Source organism: Insolitispirillum peregrinum, from assembly GCF_900156605.1.
Classification (GTDB): domain Bacteria; phylum Pseudomonadota; class Alphaproteobacteria; order Rhodospirillales; family Rhodospirillaceae; genus Insolitispirillum; species Insolitispirillum peregrinum.
In genome coordinates, this window is the sequence record NZ_FTOA01000006.1 from 257325 (window position 1) to 279925 (window position 22601).

Annotated in this window: 12 protein-coding genes; 4 read left to right on the forward strand and 8 right to left on the reverse strand. The window is 62.5% G+C overall.

From position 1 onward, the window contains the following. Positions 1-66: 66 nt before the first annotated feature. The 6 genes from BW995_RS16640 to BW995_RS20610 form a co-directional block, all read right to left on the reverse strand. Positions 67-954, reverse strand: a complete 888-nt coding sequence (locus tag BW995_RS16640; RefSeq protein ID WP_076401527.1) for a hypothetical protein — start codon at positions 952-954, stop codon at positions 67-69. Between the two features lie 451 nt (positions 955-1405). Then, the gene (ccoG, locus tag BW995_RS16645) at positions 1406-2881 is read right to left on the reverse strand and encodes a cytochrome c oxidase accessory protein CcoG (protein WP_139332972.1); all 1476 of its coding nucleotides are present in this window, start codon (positions 2879-2881) and stop codon (positions 1406-1408) included. 397 nt (positions 2882-3278) lie between these two features. Continuing rightward, positions 3279-4181: a hypothetical protein gene (locus BW995_RS16650; RefSeq protein WP_076401529.1), complete on the reverse strand. Its 903-nt coding sequence runs from the start codon at positions 4179-4181 to the stop codon at positions 3279-3281. Further along, a complete protein-coding gene (locus BW995_RS16655) occupies positions 4178-6130 on the reverse strand; it encodes an efflux transporter outer membrane subunit (protein WP_076401530.1) in 1953 nt (650 codons plus the stop codon). Before BW995_RS16655 ends, BW995_RS16650 begins: the two co-directional genes overlap by 4 nt. Before the next feature lie 26 nt (positions 6131-6156). Continuing rightward, positions 6157-8001 carry a helix-turn-helix domain-containing protein gene (locus BW995_RS20995; protein ID WP_076401531.1) on the reverse strand — a complete coding sequence of 615 codons (1845 nt, stop codon included), beginning with the start codon at positions 7999-8001 and terminating at the stop codon, positions 6157-6159. A 17-nt stretch (positions 8002-8018) separates the two neighbouring features. Next, positions 8019-8270 (reverse strand): hypothetical protein, encoded by a 252-nt coding sequence (locus BW995_RS20610; protein ID WP_139332973.1) that lies wholly within the window; start codon positions 8268-8270, stop codon positions 8019-8021. A 292-nt stretch (positions 8271-8562) separates the two neighbouring features. On the opposite strand from BW995_RS20610, the gene BW995_RS20320 reads away from it, so the two are divergent. Both BW995_RS20320 and BW995_RS16680 read left to right on the forward strand, forming a co-directional pair. Beyond that, positions 8563-12465, forward strand: coding sequence for an ATP-binding cassette domain-containing protein (locus BW995_RS20320; protein WP_175617107.1), 3903 nt, complete (start codon positions 8563-8565; stop codon positions 12463-12465). Beyond that, positions 12465-13859, forward strand: a complete 1395-nt coding sequence (locus BW995_RS16680) for an HlyD family type I secretion periplasmic adaptor subunit (protein ID WP_084194936.1) — start codon at positions 12465-12467, stop codon at positions 13857-13859. Before BW995_RS20320 ends, BW995_RS16680 begins: the two co-directional genes overlap by 1 nt. Here BW995_RS16680 and BW995_RS20615 read toward each other — a convergent pair. Further along, on the reverse strand, positions 13805-17188 hold the full coding sequence (locus tag BW995_RS20615; RefSeq protein WP_076401532.1) for a UDP-3-O-(3-hydroxymyristoyl)glucosamine N-acyltransferase: 3384 nt from the start codon (positions 17186-17188) through the stop codon (positions 13805-13807). The genes BW995_RS16680 and BW995_RS20615 overlap by 55 nt on opposite strands. Positions 17189-17231: 43 nt before the next feature. Between BW995_RS20615 and BW995_RS16690 the strand changes: the two genes are divergently transcribed. Continuing rightward, a complete protein-coding gene (locus BW995_RS16690) occupies positions 17232-20744 on the forward strand; it encodes a beta strand repeat-containing protein (protein WP_139332974.1) in 3513 nt (1170 codons plus the stop codon). 141 nt (positions 20745-20885) lie between these two features. Here BW995_RS16690 and BW995_RS16695 read toward each other — a convergent pair whose 3' ends face one another. Then, positions 20886-21695: a hypothetical protein gene (locus BW995_RS16695; RefSeq protein WP_076401534.1), complete on the reverse strand. Its 810-nt coding sequence runs from the start codon at positions 21693-21695 to the stop codon at positions 20886-20888. A 181-nt stretch (positions 21696-21876) separates the two neighbouring features. Here BW995_RS16695 and BW995_RS16700 point away from each other — a divergent pair, with 181 nt between their 5' ends. Next, positions 21877-22596, forward strand: a complete 720-nt coding sequence (locus BW995_RS16700; protein WP_175617108.1) for an XRE family transcriptional regulator — start codon at positions 21877-21879, stop codon at positions 22594-22596. Positions 22597-22601 lie beyond the last annotated feature (5 nt).

The window sequence follows — 22601 nt, forward strand, 5'->3', positions numbered from 1 at the left end:
GTGATTCTACAGCATCGTGCACAAAAGTGGGCACCGGTTTTGTGCATGGACGATGTGACCGCGCTGTCAGGCACCCGTGACAAGGGAGCCTGAGCGGGTCTGGGCCGCCAATTGCTCCAACAGATCGAGAACACGCACTGGTGCGCCAACCCCGAACCAGGCCTCGAGGTCATCCCCTTCACGCGGGTTCTGCAACTGAAGAACAAACTCGCCAAACAGACCTTCGCACAAGGCGCGAAAATGCTCTTCGGTCACCGGATGCTCCTGCGGCTTTGCCTTGCCGTTGACCGGCGCCGATCGGCTACCGTGCGCTGGCCCGCCCACCCGCTGCATGAAAATTTCTTCCGCCAACGCGAGATCATGAAAGCCATTGAGCAGGCGAATCAATACCTTCATCAGCAATAGCCGGCTGGCCTTGTGCGCAAACATCGTCGAACGAAGCTCGCGGTCAGCAACATCAGGAAAGCGGCTGATCAAACGACTACAGTCAGCGTTAAGGTCGGCATACGGCAACGTCCCCAAGACTTCATTCAGGAAGCGGCCAACGCGACCGATACTCGTCCGCGGCAGAGCCAGCGGCGTGCCGGGGTGAAGACGGTCGGAAAAGCCATAAGGATAAAACGCCAGGACCATGCGCAGCAGAAAGTCCGTTCGCCGATTGGGCACCGGCAGCTCAATCACATGCTGCATCTCGGCATACAGTGAGGCACTGCGTTGCAAGCTCTGGGCACAAGACGAGCATGCTTGCGTCATGCGGCCTTTTTGCACGGTTATGAAGGCCCCGGTCTCGCTGGCCAGCTTTTCATTGCCGCGCTGCTTTGCCAGCATACTGAGCAGGGAACCAAACTCTGTGGCCAATCGCGCCACCTCGGCCCCGGCATACCCATCGACGGCACCGATACCGGACTGCGCCGCCACAGTTACCCCGGACATCAGCTCCTCATTGTGCGACATAATACCCAACCCCCGAAGTTTACTTTCGCTGAATGAGTTATTTTCGCCCCACCCTTTTATGATCCGCCCCCCGGCGACTCTATCCAAAAGGATTAATCTTTAGGTATCATGATCCCTGCTGAATTGGCAATTACGCACATGCAGCAAACCGGCCACTTTAGCCGTTTTCACAGCAGAAAACTGTAAACTCACGAATAAGTTTCAAGGGGGTCTATCCTCAGGCATAGAGTGGCGAGCCTTGACCGTGAACCATGCTCACAATGCTAAGGTTTTGTTTTGCCGCTTTGTTTTTGCGAAAACCGGCTCCCGCTTTCGCATACTGCTCTGGCACCCAACCGACCATGGTATATCGTTCCATCGGCACGGGTTCAGGTGTTGCGCAAAACAAAACCGCCACCTGATTGGGTCAGGTGGCGGTTTGTCTGCTGGTTCAGTCGGGAGCCAAAGAACCTTACTTGGCTGGTCCGGCAAACAGGGTGCCCTGCAGGCGGACTTCCTGCGTGGCCTTGTTGACCAGCTTGAACGACATGTCAGTGCTGTTGCTCTTCAGCGAGGCGGTCGGAGCGGTGACATAGATGCGGAAGGTTCCGACCGTGTCCTTTTTCACCGGCAGATCGACCGACGGCACGTCGGTTTCGGCATAGCCAATCACGCGCAGGGTGGCGCCCGGAATACCCTCGACCGACACGACATAGTTTTCTTCGCTGGCGGCCATGTTGAGGATCTTGAAGGTATAGCCGTTGCGGATCGAGCCATCGGACAGGGCAACAAACAGCGGGCTGCGTTCGTGCAGGATGTTGACTTCCAGCCGCGAGCGGGTGCCGAGGCCAACCGCCATCACCGCCACCACCACCGTCAGCAGCACGGCATAGATGATGGTGCGCGGACGGACGAAGCGGTATTTGGTCGGTTCGCCCTTGGTGCGGGCAATCATGTTGTTGTTGCTGTCATAGGCAATCAGATTGCGCGGCAGCCCAAAGCGGTCCATCACCGTGTTGCAGGCGTCGATGCACAGACCACAGCCGATGCAGGCCAACTGGCTGCCATCGCGGATGTCGATGCCGGTCGGGCAGGCCTGAACGCACAGGGTGCAGTCCACGCAATGGCCGCGATCGGTAAAGGCGGTGTCCTTTTTGGCATAGCCACGCGGCTCGCCACGCCAGGCTTCGTAGGTGACGACCAAGCTGTCTTCGTCATACATCGACGCCTGGAAGCGCGGCCACGGGCACATGTAAATGCACACCTGCTCGCGGGCCCAGCCCGCCAGCACCAGGGTAAAGCCTGCGACCAGCAGGGCAAAGCCCATCATGCCCCAGGTCGAGTCTCCCCGGAGCAGGTCCATGGTGGCTGTCGGGGCATCGCTGAAATAAATCACCCACGTCCAGCCGGTGATCAGGGAAATAACCGTCCAGATGGCGACCTTGATCGTCTTGCGAACGAACTTGCCAGCAGTCATCGGGCCACGGTCGAGCTTGATGCGCTGGTTGCGATCGCCTTCCAGCAGCCGTTCCACCATCACGAAAACGTCGGTGAACACGGTCTGGATACAGGTGAACCCGCACCACACGCGGCCCAGCAGGGCGGTGGCAAAGAACAGCCCGATAGCCCCGAGAATCAGGACACCGGTCAGGTAATAGATTTCCTGCGGCCAGATTTCGATGCCAAAGATGTAGCCACGGTTGGCTTCCATATCCAGCAGGATGGCCTGGTTCGGGGTGCCCGGCCCGCGATCCCAGCGCAGCCACGGGCCAATCACGTAAATGCCCAGCAGGATGATCGCTGCCCAGTTTTTCAGGGTGCGGAACAGGCCGCTGACTTTTTTCGGATGGACCTTGTGGTAGGCGGCATAAAGGCCGCTGCCGTTAGAGTCTGTCTCGCCCTTGGGCTTTTTGCCTTGGGGTGAAAGGGTGGCTGCGTTTTCTGTCATCTCTCCGCCTCCGGGTTTTCCCGGTCCCTTGTTGCCGCTGGTGGCGACCCGTTCCAATACCGCCATGCCAATATTCGCCGTGATCGTGCGGGTTCAAGCCGCTGATTTTTATGGGCGTGTCGCTTTGTCAAAGCCGGTGCGGGGTTGCCAAAGCGAGATGGCGCTCGTGGCCCTGAGCGTTGAGGGCTGCGGATGCCATACCCGAAAACGTGAAAACAGTCCAGTAATGGCGAACTCTGGAATGCCTCCACGATGTGAGGACGGTATAGGAGCCGTTGGGGTGTTGGCATTGATGAACGTCAATGCAGCATCGCAAGACAGCCATGCACGCGGGAAGAAATTGCTTTTATGCGGCTGGTTCCGGCCAGGGCCGGATCAGGGTCGGATCTGGGCCGGATCAGGGCAACAGGTCGAGGCGCACGGTCCTGTCTGCGGCAAGGGGGGTGCTGTTGACATAGCCGGGAACGCCGGTGGGCGTCGAGACCTTGCCGTCCGGCGGATAGGCCTTGCCATCGAGTTCCAGCGGGAACAGGGTCAGGGCGCGGCGGGGCAGGGTGCTGGCAAGGGATTCCAGACTGATGGTGCTGGAGGCCCGGCCATAGATTTCGGCAAATGTCACCGGATGCAGGTCAAGGTGTGGACGCGGGACGACAGTGGGGAAATACAGACTGCCGCCATCGGTCCACGAGTCAGGAGTCCACGAGTCTGGGGCCGACACCGGGCGGACACGCAGGCTCAGCCATACCCCCCGCAACGGCGGCTCTGCCGGGCTGCTGTGCAGTTCGAACCGGTATCGTCCGGCCTGCCAGTCAAAGGGACGGCGCAGGCTGAGGGTCTGGCCTTCATAGGGGGTGTTCGGGCCGGGGACCACCACCCAGCCATCGGCAGGGGGGCGGGCGTTGAACGGGTCGCTGTTGCCCCAGCGGCTGAAAATCAGCCCCGGTCCCTGAAAGCGGCCAGACTGCTTGCCACCGGTCGGGCGCTGGCCACCGTCGTGCAGGTCGGTTTGCAGGCCAAAGTAAAAACCGTTGCCGTCGATTTTGCCCCACAAGGCGGCCAGATAGAAAAAGTCGCCCTTGCGGGCCTGTCCTTGCAGCTCAACGGTCACCGCCAGCGTTTCAAAGGCCAGACCGGTGCGCGAGTCTCCCGGCAAGGCATGGCGGTAATCGACCAGATGCCAGGGCAACGGGCGCAGGGTGCCTGCCTCGGCACCGTCCCGTGCCAGAGCAGGCGCGCCAACCCCGGCCAGAATCCACAGCGCGAGAAACAGGCGCACCAGCAGGGCGCTGACGATCCTCATTGCACGTCGCTGACGCTGCACCGCAGACCATCGCGGCTAAGGGAGCTGCACATCGTCTGGGCGGTGGACTTGTCGGCAAAGGGGCCGAGGCTCAGGCGGAACCAGCGGCGGGCCAGATCGGCGCTGCCGTCGCCTTGTGGTGTGTCGGTATCCTGCAAGGCCAGCGCATACAGGCGCAGGCCATTCAGCCGGTCGCCAAACTGGGCTTGCAGGTCTCGCCATGCCACATCGAGCGCACTGCGGCTGTAGACCGCAGGCAGGACCACCCGCCAGCCTCCATCGACCGGTGCAGGCGTGGCCTGTCCGCTGGTGCCAAGGGCCGCCGGCTGGTGGTCGGCCAGATCGGCGGTCGGGCGGGGCTGCTCGGCGGGGGCCTCTGGCAAGGCGATGGTTCCGGCATCCTTGCCACTCAGCAGGTCGTCGGGGCGTTTGCCGTCTCCGGGCAGGCGGTCGCTCAGCTCGACGCCGCCGCCGAGCGAGGAGAACACATCGACCGCCCCGCGATAGCGGTCACGGATCACCTGATACAACTGGTCGCGGTTGTTGTGCAGGGTGCGTTCGGTGTCCAGCAGGGTCAGGTAGTCTGTCGCCCCATAGCGGTAGGAGTCCCGGCTTTGATCGACAGCATCCTGTGAGGCATCGACGGCCGCCTGTTGCAAGGTCTGGCGCCGGGTTCCGAACGACAGGCGGGACAGGGCGTCTTCGCTTTCCCGCACGGCGGTATAGATGACGCTGATGTAGCCTTCGGTCAGTTCTTCGTGGCGGGCGCGGGTCTGCTCGACCGCCTGTTCGCGCGCGCCGTGGTCAAAAATGGTGGCGCTGAGCGACGACACCAGATTCCACATGCGGTTTTCCGGTTGCAGCCACGAAATCATGTGGGTGCTGGCCTGACCGATTTCTGCCGACAGGTCCAGCGTTGGCAGGACACGGGCGCGGGCAACGTCAATGTCGGCATCGGCGGCCAGCAGGTTGGCTTCGGCGGCACGAACATCCGAACGGCGCAGCAGCAGGGCCGAGGGCACACCGGGCAGGACCATCGGCAGTTTCAGGCTGTCCAGCCCGGCCGAGCCAAGCTGAAGCTGCGACGGCGTGGTGCCGCACAGCTGGGCAATCCGGTGAGCGGCCTGCGCCGCCTGAAATTCCAGCGACGGAATGGTGGCTTCGACCGAGCGCACTGCGGCACGTTGCTGGCTGATGTCGAGGATGGTGGCATCGCCGCGCTCCATCCGCTCTTCGACCGCCTTCAGCATTTCGCTCAGGATGTCCTTGGTTTCGCGCGCTACCCGCAGCCGGTCCTGAAACGACAGGTAATCGACATAGCTGCCGACCAGATCGGAAACGGTGGTCTTTTGCGTATCATCACGAGCAAGGACTGCCTGCCAGACGCGGAAACGGGCGGCCTCGGCAGTGGCCTTGCGCTCGCCCCACAGATCGACCCGATAGCTGGCCTGCAACCCGGCCGAGAACGCACGTTCGGAGGTGATGTCTGCTCCCGGCGATACGCTGCCGGTCCCGTCTTTTGGGGCGTCGGCGCGGCCGGAGACGGTCGTGGACAGGGTGGGCAGGCGGGTGGCAAAGGCCTGTTCATAGCGGGCTTCGGCCTGCGATACGCGCAGCGAGGCCATCCGCAGGTCGGGGTTGCGGGTCAGGGCACGGTCAACCAGCCGGTTCAGTTCCTCGCTGCCCAGCAGGTGCCACCATGTCGGCAGGGCTGTTCCCAGCGGCACGCTATAGGCCGCCGGAGCTGCCGATGAGGCCGGGGTCGCCTGATCACCCTGATCGCTCAGATCACCCAGCGTGCCCTTCAGGGCCGGGCTTCCCTGAAACTGTTCGGGCAGGTCAACCGGCGGGACGTCATAGGAGTCCCGGATGACCATGCAGCCGCTGAGTGCCGAGCCCAGGGTCAGGGCCACCGACAATGACGGGAAAAATCGACGGAAACGGCTCACGGGGGGGGGGAATCCACGGCTGAGGGTCACGACAGGGGTTTGTCGAGGGCAAGATACTCAATAACGGCCCGCAACAGGGGGTGGTTGAAGGCCAGAGTACCATCAGGTCCAGCGGCCAGCACACCGGAAAGGATGGCCCGTTCTATCGCGCTTTCCGTTTCGGGCAAAGACAGATGCAGGATGGCGGTCAAATTTTTGGCGGTCAGCGCGCTCCGGTGATGGGCAACGGCCCACAGCAGCCGACGGTTCAGGCCGAGGTGGTCAAGGCGGGCACTGACCAGCGACAGCAGCGACAGGGGCAGGGAACGCACACTGCCCGATGCCGGGGGCAGGTGCCCGCTCTGGCGGGCCAGTTCGACGGCAAACAACGGCACGCCATGGGCCTGCCGGGCGATCTGCTGGCAGGCCGGGCTGCTGGCTGGCAGGCTGTGCAGGCGGTCGGCGGTCAGATGGGCGATGGTGTCCTGCGGCAGGCGATGCAGGGAGATGGTTGCCACCATCGGGCCGTCGGCGGGCAACTGCGCGCGCTGGGCCGGGCGCAGCCGTCGCTGGGCGAGGATGATCAGCAGGCCGGGGGCAGCGGGGGCGGCAAGACGGAGGGTAACAGCCTCGAACAGCCGGGTTTGCAGGGATGGCGGCAGCCAGTGCAGATCATCAATGATCACCACTGCCGGGATCACCACTGCCGGAGTATCCGGTGCTTTCAGGGCGGCCAGCAGGTCATCCAGCCGATGCGGTCGGGGGTCGTCGTCACACAGCAACAACGCTGACGGGGGGCTGTCATGGGACGTATCTGCCGGTTGGCAACGCCAGCGAATGACCTGTAAACCATCCTTGCGGCACCGCTCGCTGAACGCGCGGCACAGGTGGCTTTTGCCCATTCCGGCCTCGCCGGAGACCAGCGCCAGTGCCCCACCGAACCGTTGGGCGCGTTCGAGCAGGGTGTAAAGGGTGCTCAGCTCAAGCGACCGGCCCCGCAGGGGGCCGTCCGGCTGGCGATCATGGGCATGCAGGTGGTGCAGCTCGTCCAGAGGCAGGATGTTCTGTACCGGCAGCAGGCCACCGGACAGGCCGATGCCAACGCTCTGCATCAGGGTGCGGGCGCTCTCGTCAAACTGCAAATGTCCGGCCGGAGCCTGATCGCTGAGAGTGCGGGCGGTGGAAAAACCTGCGCTGGCGATGGCTTCGCCAGTCCAGCCACCCTGCGGGCGCATGCTGGCAACAGCCAGTCCGGCGGTCAGCCCGGCATGCAGAAAGGCTGCGGCAGCCGGAACAGTCTGAGCCAGGTCGCTGACCACCGCCTGCGCCGAGCGCAAGGCATGCAGCAGATCGTGTTCTCCGGTGCGCTGGACACCAAAAATGATCTCTGCGGCGCTGCCCCGACGGGCCAGCAGAATGGCGTCGTGATCATAGGCCTGAGCGGCGAGGGTGGCATGCAGGCGGCGGGCACCCTGTTGGCGGGCGTCGATGCTCAGGCCGTCGGGCAGGGGGGCCTGTTCATCCCGTGGCCCGATGGACAGGCTGAGAATCACGCACGGGCGCTTTTCCAGCAGGCTGCTGGCGGCGGGCATGGTGGCCTGAACCGCAGCTGTCGTGTGGGCGGACAGGTCCGCGGGCCCGGTGACGGGCAATGAGGCCGCCGGGTCGGCAAGGCTGCTGCTGAGGGCAACGGCCATCGTCCTGTTGCGCACGTTCAGCTTTTTGAACAGGGCAACGACGTGCTGTTTGACGGTACCAACGTGAATCCCCAGTTCCGAGGCAATTTCCTTGTTGCCTTTACCCTTTTGCAACAGCAGCAAAATCTGCTGCTGGCGCGCGGTCAGGGCATCAGCCGAAGGTGTGGTCTCGTGCGGAGGTGCTGGTACGGTCACAGAACAGACAACCCCTGTCAGTCACGGAAAGATGGGTCTTTGATGTGTCGTTCGACGTCGGAAACAGCCTGCAACAAATGTTGGCGCAGGTCTTCCGGCGCCACAGACGCCGCCATTGGCGGCGGAGTATGGGGAGGAGGCGTTGTCTTCAGACCGACTGCCTGCAGGCAGCGGGCAATGATGGACGGGGCGCGCTTTCCCGCCAGTGCGGCAGCACTTTGGGGGGCATGCCCCAGTGACGCGGGACGGGGATAGGTCAGTGTGGCCATTTTTCAGCCTTTACGCTAACAAGCCAACCGGCGGCCCCACTGTAACAGAATGCGGTGGGCTGTCAGGAAGGCTTTTTCCTGTTTTGCCGATAATATCAGACTTTAGGCTGACCTTTGCTAAAGTGTGGTTAAAACAGGCTAGGACAACAGTCTGATCCATAACAGTGATCTTGCATTTATGATGGGGGAGGCAAACTTGAACACTGTTCATCGCCCAGTAAGATTGCCTCGGTAAGGTAGGAAAAACCACAGCACCAGATCCTGCCGGATCATGTGAAAAATGAGGGACCCGGTGACCGCTCAGCCCCCGTCGCCCAAACCAGCGGCCCACGCCTCGCAAGGCAGTAAGGGCCTTGAAAAAGAAGCCTTTCTCTCTGTCCTTCGCTCGAATGACCTGCGAAGGGCGCTGCCTTATCTGGGCACCGCCAGCGTTCTGCTGAACATTCTGGGGCTGGCTTTGCCGCTGGCGCTTTTGCAGATTTATGATCGCATTATTGCCAATCAGTCGCTGACCACGCTCAGCCTGCTGATTGGCGGGGTGCTGGTGGCGATGCTGCTGGAAGAAACGCTGAAATATCTGCGTGGGGCAATCACAGGTTGGTTGGGGGCGCGCTTTGAACAACGGGCAAGTCTGGAGGCGATGGACCGACTGGCGCGGACTCCGTTGCGAGTCTACCTGAAAGACGAAGCCGGGAACCACGCGGAACGAGTCTCTGCCAGTAGCCATGTCAGCGATTTTTATTCTGGTCAGGCAATTCTGGTTATTTTCGACCTGCCGTTTGTTGTGGTGTATTTGTCCATAATTGCTCTTATAGGGGGTTGGCTGGCTTTGGTGCCGGCGTTGTTGTTGCTGCTGTTCATGGCGATCGTGGTAAAGGCCGGTGCCTGGATGCGGTCACAGGTGCAGGAACGCAATGTGCAGGACGAGCGCCGCTACAGCTTTTTGTCCGAAACGTTGCGCGGCATCCACAGCGTCAAGATGCTGTCGATGGAAGCGCTGATGCACCGCCGTTACGAGCGTTTGCAGGAAGCCAACGCCGAACGCGGGGCGGTGCTGGCCCACGGCGGCGCGATGGCGGCGGCGATGGGCACCGTCTTTACCCAGGTGATGATGGTCGGCGTGGTTGGTGCCGGTGCGGTGGTGGTCATTCATGGCGACATGACCCCCGGTGGCATGGCTGCCTGCGTGATGCTGTCGGTGCGCTCACTCCAGCCGTTGCGGCGCAGTCTGGCGGTGTGGCTGCGCTATCAGGCTTTCGTGTCGGCCTATGGCCGCCTGCGGGAAGTGATGCGTCTGCCCTATGTGAAGGATGATGATTTTCCGCCGGTTCCACCGGTGCGGCAGTCGCTGGAACTGCGCTCGGTCACTTTTGATCCGGTCGGCAAGGGCAACCCGCTGTTTCGCGACCTGTCGCTGTCGGTGCGGGCCGGTGAATGCATTGGCATCTGTGGCGATAGCGGCAGCGGGAAAAGCAGCCTGCTGTCGCTGATTTCCGGCGCGTTTCCCCCCGATGGCGGTGAAATTCTGGTCGATGGCCGTCCGCTGACCTCGTTCCGTGCCACCAGCCTGCATCAGGAAATTGCCTTGCTGCCGCAAAAGGGCAGTGTGGTGGCCGGGTCGATCCTCGACAACATGACCATGGGGGACGCCAGTTGTACCGAGCGGGCGCTGGGGCTGGCCCGGCATCTGGGGCTGGATCAGGTGGTTGCCGGGTTGCGGCTGGGCTATGACACCCCGGTGGGGGATGGGGTGGCCGAGACGCTGCCCGCTGGCGTTCGTCAGCGTCTGAGCATTATCCGGGCGCTGGCCCGTGATCCGAGTGTGGTGCTGTTCGACGAAGCCAACATCGCCCTCGACCTGATGAGCGACAAGCGGCTGAAGGAGTATCTGGAGGAGCAAAAGGGCAAACGTATCCTGATCCTCGTCACGCCGCGCCCGTCGTTGTTGTCGCTGGCCGATCGGGTTTTTACCCTGAAAGACGGTCAGCTGGTCGAAGGTCGCCAGAGCTTTGACAGCGGGCTACAAAGTGCCATCGAGCAGGTCGCAATCCCGGAGCGGCCGCAGGATGACGAGTGGAAGCCGGTCGACAGCATTCATCACTTTGACGAAGTGTCCGATCTGGCGCTGTGCCTGCCGCCGTTGTTGTCGGCCTTGCAATGGAAAGGTCGCGCGCGCGATCTGGCGGAATCCCTGCCACACCTGATGCGCCACCTCGACCTGTCCGGCCTGCGCGGTGTGCTGTCCAATCTGGGCTACACCAGTGAAAGTTTCCCGGCCACGCTGGGGCGGCTGGATGGCCGCCTGACGCCCTGCCTGTTCGTTCCTCACACGCAGGGGGCAAAGGTGGTGCTGTCGCACGATGACCTGTCCGGGCGTCTGACCGTTTTTGACAGCGATACCTTGTCGGTGCGGACCATCAGCAGCGATGATCCGGCCTGTGCCCTGAGCGGGATAGCCTATTTGTTCCGCGAAGAAGACGAGGAGCTGCTGGCCGATGGACGCCGCCACTGGACCCGCCAGCTGATTGCCCGGTTTCATCGCCATATCGGGATTGTCTTTGCGCTGACCATGCTCAGTACGTTGCTTGGTCTGGCGCCGTCCCTGTTCGTGATGTCGGTCTATGACCGGGTATTGCCAACCGGTGACGTGATGATGGGGGTGGTGCTGATGGTCGGCGTGTTGCTGGCTGTCGGGCTGGATTTCAGCGTGCGCAGCCTGAAAAGCCGCCTGCTGGCCTTCATCGCCGGGCGGGCCGAGTACATTCTGGGCAATTCGATCTTTCAGCGCATTCTCGATTTGCCGTCATCGGCCACCGACAACGCCTCGATCGGGGAACAGATCAGCCGCATCAAGGGCTTTGAGTCGCTGCGGGACTTTTTTCTCGGTCCGCTGGCGCTGCTGGTGTTCGATCTGCCCGCCACCGTGATCCTGTTCGTGGCGATGAGCATCATCAACCCGTGGGCGGTGCTGGTGATGCTGTTGGGCGGGCTGTCCTTTGTGCTGCTGGGCTTTTTGACCCGTCAGCGGCAGGAAGAGGCGGTCAACCGCTCCTCGACCCTGTCCGGGCGACGGTGGGAAATGCTGACCGAAACGCTGGTCAACATGCGCACCCTGCGCAGCGTCGGAGCGACCGGTGTGTGGCAACGGCGGTATCGTGATATTACCGGCAAGACGGTTCTGGCCGCCTTTCAGGCGCAACAGACCGGTGATCTGGTGGCCAGCGGGGCGCAGTTGCTGGCCAACCTGACCGGGATCGCCGCGCTGACCGTATCGGTGATCGGGGCCATCGAAGGCTGGATCACTACCGGTGCGGTGGTGGCAACGATGATGATTGTCTGGCGGCTGACCGGGCCGATGCAGAATATCTTCATGGCCAGCTCGACGGTGGTGCGGGTGGTGACCAGTTTCCGCCAGGTCGAACGTCTGATGCGCATGCCGGTTGAACGCGGCACCGGCACCCGTCAAAGCACCCGCCCGGAAACGCGCGGAGCGGTATCCTTTGCCCGTGTTTCCTTTCGCTACAGCAATGACGCCGACCCCGCTTTGTTGGGGGTGTCGTTTACCGTTCCGGCAGGCAAGGTGGTGGCGGTGGCCGGTCCGAACGGGTCAGGCAAGTCAACCCTGCTGAAGCTGATCGTGCGGGCCTTTTCTCCGCAAGCGGGGGTGATCAAGCTCGATGCGGTGGACATTCGCCAGCTCAGCACCGCCGATTTGCGGTCGCAGGTCAGCTATATGCCGCAAACCTGCGAGCTGTTCTATGGCACGGTGGCGCAAAACCTGCGCCTGAGCCAGCCAACCGCAACCATGGACGAACTGCGCTGGGCGTCGGAAATGGCCGGTCTGCTGGCCGATATCGAGGCGATGCAGGAAGGATTTGAAACCCGCATTTCGGAAAGCAAATCGGAACAGTTGCCGCATGGTTTCCGGCAACGCCTGTCGCTGGCCCGGACGCTGCTGAAAAAGGCTCCGGTGGTGTTGCTGGATGAACCGGGCAACGGTCTGGATGATGAGGGTGAAAAGGCTTTGGTTCGGTGTATCAACTGGTTGCGTGGGCGCTCGTCGGTGTTCATCGTTTCGCACCGGCCCAGCCACATGCGGCTGGCCGATGCGGTCATCTATCTGGAAGCCGGAAATATTCGGGCCATCGGGCCATTCGATGAAATCCGCGATAAAATCATGGCAGGGCTAGGGTGATGCACGATCCGAACTCCTCTTCCGGCAGGGACAGACAGGCCGGGCAGGGCAAAACAACCGATCCGGCGGCCCGCAAACTGGTGCTGGGGCGGCGCGAGCGTCGTTTGTTGTCCGAAGCGGTGCAGGTTGACGAGGAACTGGTGCCATCTTTTGTGCGCCCTGCCTTGCTGGTGGTGGCGGCGCTGGTGGTGGCCTTTCTGTTGTGGGCATCGTTGACCCACCTGACCGAAGTGGCCCATGCCCCGGGGGAAGTCATTCCCAGCGGGCAGATCAAGGTCGTGCAGCATCTGGACGGCGGGCAGTTGGCGGCGATTCAGGTCGATGAAGGACAGTTGGTGCAGCAAGGGCAGGTACTGGTCCAGATGGACGGGGCACAGGCGCGGGCCGATTTGCGGCAAATGGACAGCCGTCAGGCATCCTTGCAGTTGCGGATCGAGCGCCTGAGCGCCTTTGCCGAAGGGCGAGCCCCGAATTTCCAGAAAGTCTCGCTGGCATCGCCCGAGCTGATCGCCGATCAGCAACAGATTTACACCAACCAGATTGCCTCGATGCAATCGACCCTGACCGTTCTGGATCGGCAAATTGACCAGAAACAGCAGCGGATCGCCCAGTTGGAAAAGCAGTTGTCGGTGGCGCAGGAACAGCAAAAGCTGAGCACGGATTTTCTGGTTTTACGGGAAAGCCTTGCCGCCAAAAAGCTGATCACCCGGGTGGTGTTGCTCGATGCGCAAAAGGCCAAGATTGCCGCCGATGGCGAAGTGGCCCGACTGTCGCAGGAACTGGATGTGGTCGGGCAGGAGCGTGCCGAAGTTCTGTCGCGTCGGGAAGACAGTACCAACCAGTTGCGTCGGGATGCTCTGGCCGAAATGGGGACCGCCAGTGCCGAGCTGGCCGAAGTCCAGGAAGCACGCGGTCGTTTGCAGTCAAAAGTGGACCGGCTGGACATCCGGGCGCCGGTGGCTGGCTACGTGCAGGATCTGAAAGTGGCAACCGTCAACCAGGTGGTTCAGCCCGGGGCTATCCTGATGCAGGTGGTTCCGACGGATGCCGAACTGGAATGTGAAATCCGCATTTCGACCCGTGATATCGGTTACGTTCAGGTCGGGCAGCCGGTCGAAGTCCGGGTTTCGGCCTATGACTTTGCCCGCTATGGCACGGCAAAGGGTGAACTGCACCGGATTTCAGCCACCAGTGTGGTTGATGATAAGGGAGAGCCCTATTTCAAGGGCTGGGTTGGCCTGAAGACGCCCTATGTCGGCAACACGCCGGGGCGCTACCCCATTCGTGTTGGCATGGGGGTCGATGCCGAGATTCTGACCGGCGAAAAGTCCCTGATGGCCTATATGTTCAAGCCGATTGTCCGGGCCCTGGAAAGCGGGTTCCGCGAGCGGTAAACGTAATGGCGGCGTGGTTCTTTGGAACCATGCTGTATCCCCTGGATATGTGTGTCTTCCGCCACAAGGCGCGTAATCTGACCCTGTTGTATTCCGTCGAAGGACAAGCACGTCATGGCCGATGATCCGAACACCGCTTCCCCTGAAACCCCAGCCCAAAGCGGCTCGGCCACGGCTGCTGGCGTGCAGGGGAGCAATGCGGACGAGGCAACGCTCTTCGACGACATGACCGTGCTGGGGCGCCAGCAGGAAGATGATGACGAGGCCCAACAGGCCGGTTTGGGGGGCACCCCCGGAACCGCCGAGGAAAACGGGCTGGAAAACGTCCACATGGGGGGGGCCAGCCGCGACGAACGGGAACAGGCCGCGCTGGACAGTGGCACCTTGCAGCAGGGTGGCGTCAGCGTTGATGTACAGGATGTAACGGTCAGCCAGTCTGGGTCGGCGGTCAGTGATGCCAGCACCGGGGCTTCCGCCGCCGTCGGAGAGACGTCGGTTGTCGAGCCCGACGCTGCTGGTACGGCTGCGGCCGCAGAAACCCCCGCGCAATTGGCCAGTACGGAAGACCCGGTGACCGAGGCCCCGGTGGTTGAACTGGCCGCCAGCGATGCAACGACGGTAGAAACAGCCGCCGCGACGGTCCTTGCAGCGGACGCGGTGACGTCGACTGAGGCTCCGACGACGACGGAAGCTCCGACGTCGACCGAAGCTCCGACGACGACCGAGGCCCCAACCTCGACTGAGGCCCCGACGTCTACTGAGGCCCCGACTTCGACGGAAGCGCCGACGTCGACGGAAGCTCCGACGACGACCGAGGCTCCGACCTCGACCGAGGCCCCGACTTCGACTGAGGCCCCGACCACGACCGAAGTCCCGACTTCTACTGAAGCTCCGACGTCGACCGAGGCCCCGACTTCGACCGAGGCCCCAGCCTCGACTGAGGCCCCGACGTCGACCGAAGCTCCGACTTCGACTGAAGCCCCGACCTCGACCGAGGCCCCGACTTCGACCGAGGCTCCGACCTCGACTGAGGCTCCGACGTTGACCGAAGCCCCGACCTCGACTGAGGCTCCGACGACGACCGAAGCTCCGACTTCGACGGAGGCTCCGACGTCGACGGAGGCTCCGACGACGACCGAAGCTCCGACGTCGACTGAGGCTCCGACTTCGACTGAGGCTCCGACTTCGACGGAGGCTCCGACGACGACCGAAGCTCCGACGTCGACTGAGGCCCCAACCTCGACTGAGGCCCCAACCTCGACTGAGGCTCCGACCACGACCGAGGCTCCGACGTCGACCGAAGCTCCAACTTCGACTGAAGCCCCGACCACGACCGAGGCCCCTACGTCGACTGAGGCCCCGACCTCGACGGAAGCGCCGACTTCGACGGAAGCGCCGACCTCGACCGAGGCCCCGACGACGACCGAAGCTCCGACGTCGACTGAGGCCCCAACCTCGACTGAGGCTCCGACGTCGACTGAAGCTCCGACGACGACCGAAGCCCCGACGTCGACTGAAGCGCCGACGACGACCGAGGCCCCGACGTCGACTGAGGCTCCGACTTCGACTGAGGCTCCGACTTCGACGGAGGCTCCGACTTCGACGGAGGCTCCGACGTCGACTGAGGCCCCAACCTCGACTGAGGCTCCGACCACGACCGAGGCCCCGACGTCGACGGAAGCCCCGACCACGACTGAGGCTCCGACCTCGACTGAGGCTCCGACCTCGACTGAGGCTCCGACGTCGACTGAGGCCCCGACGTCTACCGAAGCTCCGACTTCGACTGAAGCCCCGACCACGACTGAGGCTCCGACCTCGACTGAGGCTCCGACGTCTACGGAAGCGCCGACGTCGACTGAAGCTCCGACGACGACCGAAGCCCCGACGTCTACTGAGGCCCCGACTTCGACGGAAGCGCCGACGTCGACTGAGGCCCCGACGTCTACCGAAGCTCCGACTTCGACTGAAGCCCCGACCACGACTGAGGCTCCGACCTCGACTGAGGCTCCGACCTCGACTGAGGCCCCGACGTCGACCGAAGCCCCGACGTCGACGGAAGCGCCGACGTCGACTGAGGCCCCGACTTCGACTGAGGCTCCGACGTCGACCGAGGCTCCGACGTCGACTGAGGCTCCGACCTCGACCGAGGCTCCGACTTCGACTGAAGCGCCGACCACGACCGAGGCCCCGACCTCGACTGAGGCTCCCACCACGACCGAGGCCCCGACTTCGACTGAAGCGCCGACGACGACTGAGGCTCCGACTTCGACGGAAGCTCCGACGTCGACCGAGGCCCCGACCTCGACCGAAGCCCCGACCTCGACTGAGGCTCCGACGTCTACCGAAGCCCCGACTTCGACCGAGGCCCCGACTTCGACTGAAGCTCCGACGACGACCGAAGCCCCGACGTCTACTGAGGCCCCGACGTCGACGGAAGCGCCGACCTCGACTGAGGCTCCGACGTCTACCGAAGCCCCGACCTCGACGGAAGCTCCGACGACGACCGAAGCTCCGACTTCGACTGAAGCGCCGACGTCGACCGAAGCTCCGACTTCGACTGAAGCGCCGACGTCGACCGAGGCCCCGACGTCGACTGAGGCTCCGACCACGACTGAAGCCCCGACGTCTACCGAGGCCCCGACCTCGACTGAGGCTCCGACTTCGACTGAGGCTCCGACGTCGACCGAAGCTCCGACCTCGACTGAGGCTCCGACCACGACCGAAGTCCCGACGACGACCGAGGCTCCGACGTCTACCGAGGCCCCGACATCGACCGAAGCTCCGACCTCGACTGAGGCTCCGACGTCGACCGAAGCTCCGACCACGACCGAAGCGCCGACGTCTACCGAGGCCCCGACATCGACTGAGGCTCCGACCACGACCGAAGTCCCGACTTCTACTGAAGCGCCGACGACGACCGAGGCTCCGACGTCGACTGAGGCTCCGACCACGACCGAAGCTCCGACCTCGACCGAGGCCCCGACCTCGACCGAAGCCCCGACCTCGACTGAAGCTCCGACGTCGACCGAAGCGCCGACGTCGACGGAAGCTCCGACCTCGACCGAAGCCCCGACCTCGACTGAAGCTCCGACGTCGACCGAAGCGCCGACGTCGACCGAAGCTCCGACCACGACCGAAGCTCCGACCTCGACTGAGGCCCCGACTTCGACTGAGGCTCCGACGTCGACCGAAGCTCCGACCTCGACCGAGGCTCCGACGTCGACGGAAGCTCCGACGACGACCGAGGCCCCGACGTCTACCGAAGCTCCGACCTCGACTGAGGCCCCGACCTCGACCGAAGCGCCGACTTCGACTGAAGCTCCGACCACCACCCCTGCTCCGGTGGTGGATGATCAGGCACAGGCTCCGGCTTTGAGTGTCAGCATTGGGGCGGCAGTGGTGACCACGGCGGTCTACGAAGAAACCGTGACCTCAACCACCACCACCACCATCATTTCAGCGGCTCATTCGACGTCGGATTGGGCCGGGATCACCGACATGACCAACCCGGTGACGTCGGCGACCAATACCTATACTACCGGGAATGATCAGGTTTATGTCAGTGGTAACACCGATACTCTGGTCAGCCTGAAGGATGGTGACGATGCCATCTATATCGGTGGATCAACCAACAACGGCCTGAATGCCGGAGCCGGTGATGACACGGTGATGATCGTTGGCAATGCCAACGGCACCATCAGTCTGGGCGATGGCAACGACCGTTTCTATGTCGGGAATTCCCTCAACAACGGGATTTCGGCAGGAGATGGCAACGATCAGGTCGAGATCAAGGGCAATGCCTCGGGGACCATTGATCTGGGGGCCGGGAATGATCAACTGGAGGTCGGCGGCAACGTCAACAACGGCCTGACTGCCGGGGCCGGTGATGACACCATCCTGATCCACGGGACGGCCAACGGTACTCTCGATCTCGGGACCGGCAACGACTGGCTGTCGGTGCAGGGAACGGTGAACAACAACATTCTCGCCGGCAGCGGCAATGATGTGGTGTTCGTCGGGGGAACTGCCAACGGCACGATCGACATGGGCGACGGGGATGACTACCTGGAAATCAAGGGGACGGTGAACGGCACCCTGATCGGCGGTAGTGGCACCGATACCCTGGTGCTGTCCGGCTATACGGTTGCTGACTGGAACAACAACGTTAACGGCATCCAGAGCAAGGTCAGCGGGTTCGAGAACATTATTCTCTCGAACGGAACGGTGCTGGGGGACAGCAGTGCTGCGACCACCACCACCACCGAAACGACGACCACCACCACCACGGAAACCATCACCACCAGCACCTACAGTTATGCAATGGAGGTGACAGCAGCGTTGACCGATACCGATGGTTCGGAAACGCTGTCGGACGTGACGATCGAGAACATCCCGGCTGGCGCGTCTGTCTATCTGGATGGCGAGCTGCTGGTGGCCAACGAAGACGGCACCTATACGATCCCTGTCACCTCGGGCGAAGCCGTGTCGTTGACGATCACCGGCGCGACGGCGCTGGATCTGTCAAATGTCACCACCTCGGTGACCTCGACCGAAAGCAATGGCGGTGACACGGCCACCACCACGGTGGTTGCGTCGGGCGAGAATGCCGGTGAAACCACCACCGAGGCTCCGACCGTCACCGAGGCGCCGGTGATTGACGATCAGGCACAGGCACCCGGGCTGGAGGTCGATTTTAGCGCCGCCGAAGTCACCACGCAGGTCCATCAGGAAACGGTCACCTCGATTACCACCACCACCACGGCGGCGCATTCGGCGTCGGAATGGAGCGGCATTGCCGATATGACCAATCCGGTGTCGTCGGCGACCAATACCTACACCAGCGGCAATGACCGGGTTTATCTCAGCGGGAATGCCGATACGCTGGTGAACCTGAGGGAAGGCGATGACACCATCTATATCGGTGGGTCGACCAACAATGGCCTGACCGCCGGAACCGGGGACGACACGGTGATGATCGTTGGCAATGCCAACGGCACCATCAGCCTGGGCGACGGCAACGACCGTTTCTATGTCGGGAATTCCCTCAACAACGGGATTTCAGCAGGGGATGGCAATGATCAGGTCGAGATCAAGGGCAATGCCTCGGGGACCATCGATCTGGGGGCCGGGAACGATCAGCTGGAAGTCGGCGGCAACGTCAACAACGGTCTGACCGCCGGGGCCGGTGATGACACCATCCTGATCCACGGGACGGCCAACGGTACTCTCGATCTCGGGACCGGCAACGACTGGCTGTCGGTGCAGGGAACGGTGAACAACAACATCCTCGCCGGCGGCGGCAATGATGTGGTGTTCGTCGGAGGAACCGCCAATGGCACCATCAACATGGGCGATGGCGATGACTATCTGCAGGTTGGCGGCACCGTCAACGGCACCCTGATCGGCGGCACCGGCACCGATAGTCTGGTCTTGTCGGGTTATACGGTTGCCGACTGGAACAACAACGTGAATGGCATTCAAAGCAAGGTCAGCGGCTTTGAAAACATCAAGTGCTCGGACGGGGTGGTAAAGGGCGACAGCAGCGCCTTTACCACAACGACGACGACCACCACCACCACGACCGAGACGGTTGTGACCTCGACCTACAGCTATACGATGTCGGTGACGGCAACCTTGACCGATACCGACGGCTCGGAATCGCTGTCGGCGGTGACGGTGGACAACATGCCGGTGGGGGCCTCGGTTTACCTGAATGGTGAACTGTTGGTCGCCAACGACGACGGCAGCTATACCATTACCGTGACCTCGGGCGAAGAAGTGGCGCTGACGGTGACCAGTGCGACCGAACTGGATCTGTCGTCGGTGACGACCTCGGTCACGTCGACCGAAAGCAATGGCGGCGATACGGCCACCACCACACTGATTGGTGCCGGGGTCGAGAGTGGCGACGTCACCACCGAAGCCCCGACCACCGATGACAGCAGCCATGGCAACAATGGCTTCGGCAACGGAGACCAGGACGCTCCGGGCAATTCCGGCGACCATAACAACGCTGAAAATGCCTCGGGCACTGCAACCCCGGTCGGACTGCATCTGGGCGACATGCCGCTGGATGGCCTGGGCGATAACGGCACTGGCACCCACTCGGCCGATGGCCTGTGGGGAACGTCAGCCAATGACACCTTCTCGGGGTTGGATGGCAATGACGTGATGACCGGCGAGGCCGGTAATGACCGGCTGGATGGCGGGGCTGGCAATGACGCCATTTACGCCGGTGCCGGAGACGATACTGTCTGGGGTGGCAGTGGTCATGATGTGATCACCGGCGATGCCGGGAACGACCTGCTTGATGGTGGTGACGGCAACGACACCATCTATGCCGGGACCGGCAACGATACCGTCTATGGCGGTGAGGGCAACGACCTGATCACCGGCGATGATGGCAACGACACCATCAGCGCAGGCAGCGGTAATGATACCGTCTATGCAGGTGCTGGCGATGACACCGTGGATGGTGGCGACGGCAACGACACCATTACCGGTGATGCCGGGAATGATGTGCTTGATGGCGGCGCCGGGAACGATGTGGTCTATGGCGGTGACGGCGACGACACCATCTATGGCTCGGTTGGCGATGACCATCTGTATGGGGATGCCGGGAACGATCTGTTCGTCTTTGGCGATGTGACCGGCTCGGTAACCGTTGATGGTGGGGGCGGTAGCTGGACCGACGTGATCGACATGGACCTCGACGGAGGCCCGGCCTCGTCGCTGGCTTCGGGCAGCTGGACGCTGGAAATCGACGGCCAGAGCGTGGTGATCGACAGCGCCCATGGCTCGATTGATACCGAAGGCAAGTCGGGAACCATCCACACCGATCACGGCACCATCGACTTCGACAACATCGACAAGATCGAATGGTAAACAGGTCGGTGACCTGAAGTGAAAAAGCGCACGGTGGGAAACTGCCGTGCGCTTTTTTCTTTAGAGTAGCGTGCGTTAAATGTGACGTCACAGTACACGACATCTAGCGAGGTAGGGGGGGACATGGTCCCGTGCCCTGCCTTATGCCGTATCCTGCAAGCGGACCTGCCGTTTCAGATAGCCATAAATCCAGGTCTTGGAGGGTGCCTGATCGCCGAACTGGTCGGTGAGGCGGGCTTGAATGTCGGCATAGGACAGTCCGTCCTTGCGGGCCTGCAGGATGGCCTGGGTGATGTCTTCGCCCGGTGGCGCAAAGCCTTTGGTGCGGGGGGCGCAAGGGCGCGGAGCGGTGCGGAAAATCGCACACAGGGCTTCAAGGCCCCGCCGCAGGGCCAGCAGGGCGACCGGACGATCCAGCAACAGCGGAGACGCGGTATTGTCCAGCACCACATCATCCAGACAGCGCAGCACCAGCGTCGGGGCCTGACAGGCGGACAGGGCGTTTTGGGCCTGTCGCCACAGGCGACCGATGTAAACTTGCCGCCCTTCCGAGGCTTCGGGGGTTGTCGAGCGGCCATGCGTCGTCTGGTCAAGGGCGTTCCAGCTGCTGGTGGTGTGGCGGCTGGGCATGGTGTTCAGGTGCTGCCAGGCTCTGTGGGTGGTGCGGTACAGTTCGGCGGCATTGATCATCTCGTCAGTGATCAGGGGCACGGTTTCCCCCGACGGCAGGGTGATCATCCGCCGGTGGCGCTGCCCGAGGGGGGTATGGATCCAGGCCAGCATCATCAGGGCGGAGTCAAAGCTCTGATCCAGGCGCAGGCGGGTCAGGTCGCTGGCCGTCGGGGCATGCAGGCCCAGACTTTCGGCGCGGCGGCGCAGGGCAGGAGGGATGTCGGGCGCGGTTGGTTTTCTTTTCCGCTTGCGGTGTGCTGGTTTGGGAACGGAGTGCATGGATAGCCTCTTGTGTGATCTTGTTTTGTTCTTTTGAGCCATCGCCAAATGGCTGTATTGGGATATGTTTAAGAACTCTGCCGAGAGAAGGACTCTTTTGCAAGAGAAAAATGTGCCAAAATAGAACGTGCGCTGTGCCGGAAACCGTGGCACAGTCAGTGTCATGAGTCTTCACCTGAAAATGCTCCGCCTTCAGCGCGGTCTCACTCAGTCCGAAGTGGCGATGCGCTTGGGATTGAGTAATCATTCAGCGGTTTCAAAACTTGAAACAGGGAAGCTGCGCCTTGACGAGCGCCGCTTGCGCGGTCTGGCAGCCCTGTATGGCGTCAGCGTGGAAGTTATTCTGGGGATCGAGCCTGTTCCGGTACCCGGTGGGGCTTCACCCTCCTCCGGCGAGCGGGCCAATGAACGGACAAGTGCGCCGGTCTCGTCCCAGCCCGCGCTGGATGCCGGGTCTGCGCTGGCCCTGTCGCTGCCAATCCGGCAGGAGATGGCGCGGGATTTGCCCGTGCGCGGCATTGCCGCCTGTTCCAGTGGTGATGGCGCGTTCCAGATTGAAACATCGACCGTTGATTATGTGCGGCGGCCTCCGGCATTGATGGGGATCGCCGAGGCCTATGGTCTCTATATGACCGGGGACTCGATGGAGCCGAAATTCTGCTCGGGTGATCTGGTGCTGGTCCATCCGGGGCGGCCTGTGCGGCCAGGGGACCATGTGATCCTGCTGTTGCGCGACCATCCGGGGGCCGAGCCTTATGCCTATTGCAAGCGCATGCTGCGGCGGCATGGCGGCAAGGTGACGGTCGGGCAGTACAATCCGGCGATGGAGCTGGAGTTTCCCGAAACATCGGTGGTCACCATCCACCGTGTGCTGGAAATGTCCGACCTGTTCGGCGTTTGACCCCC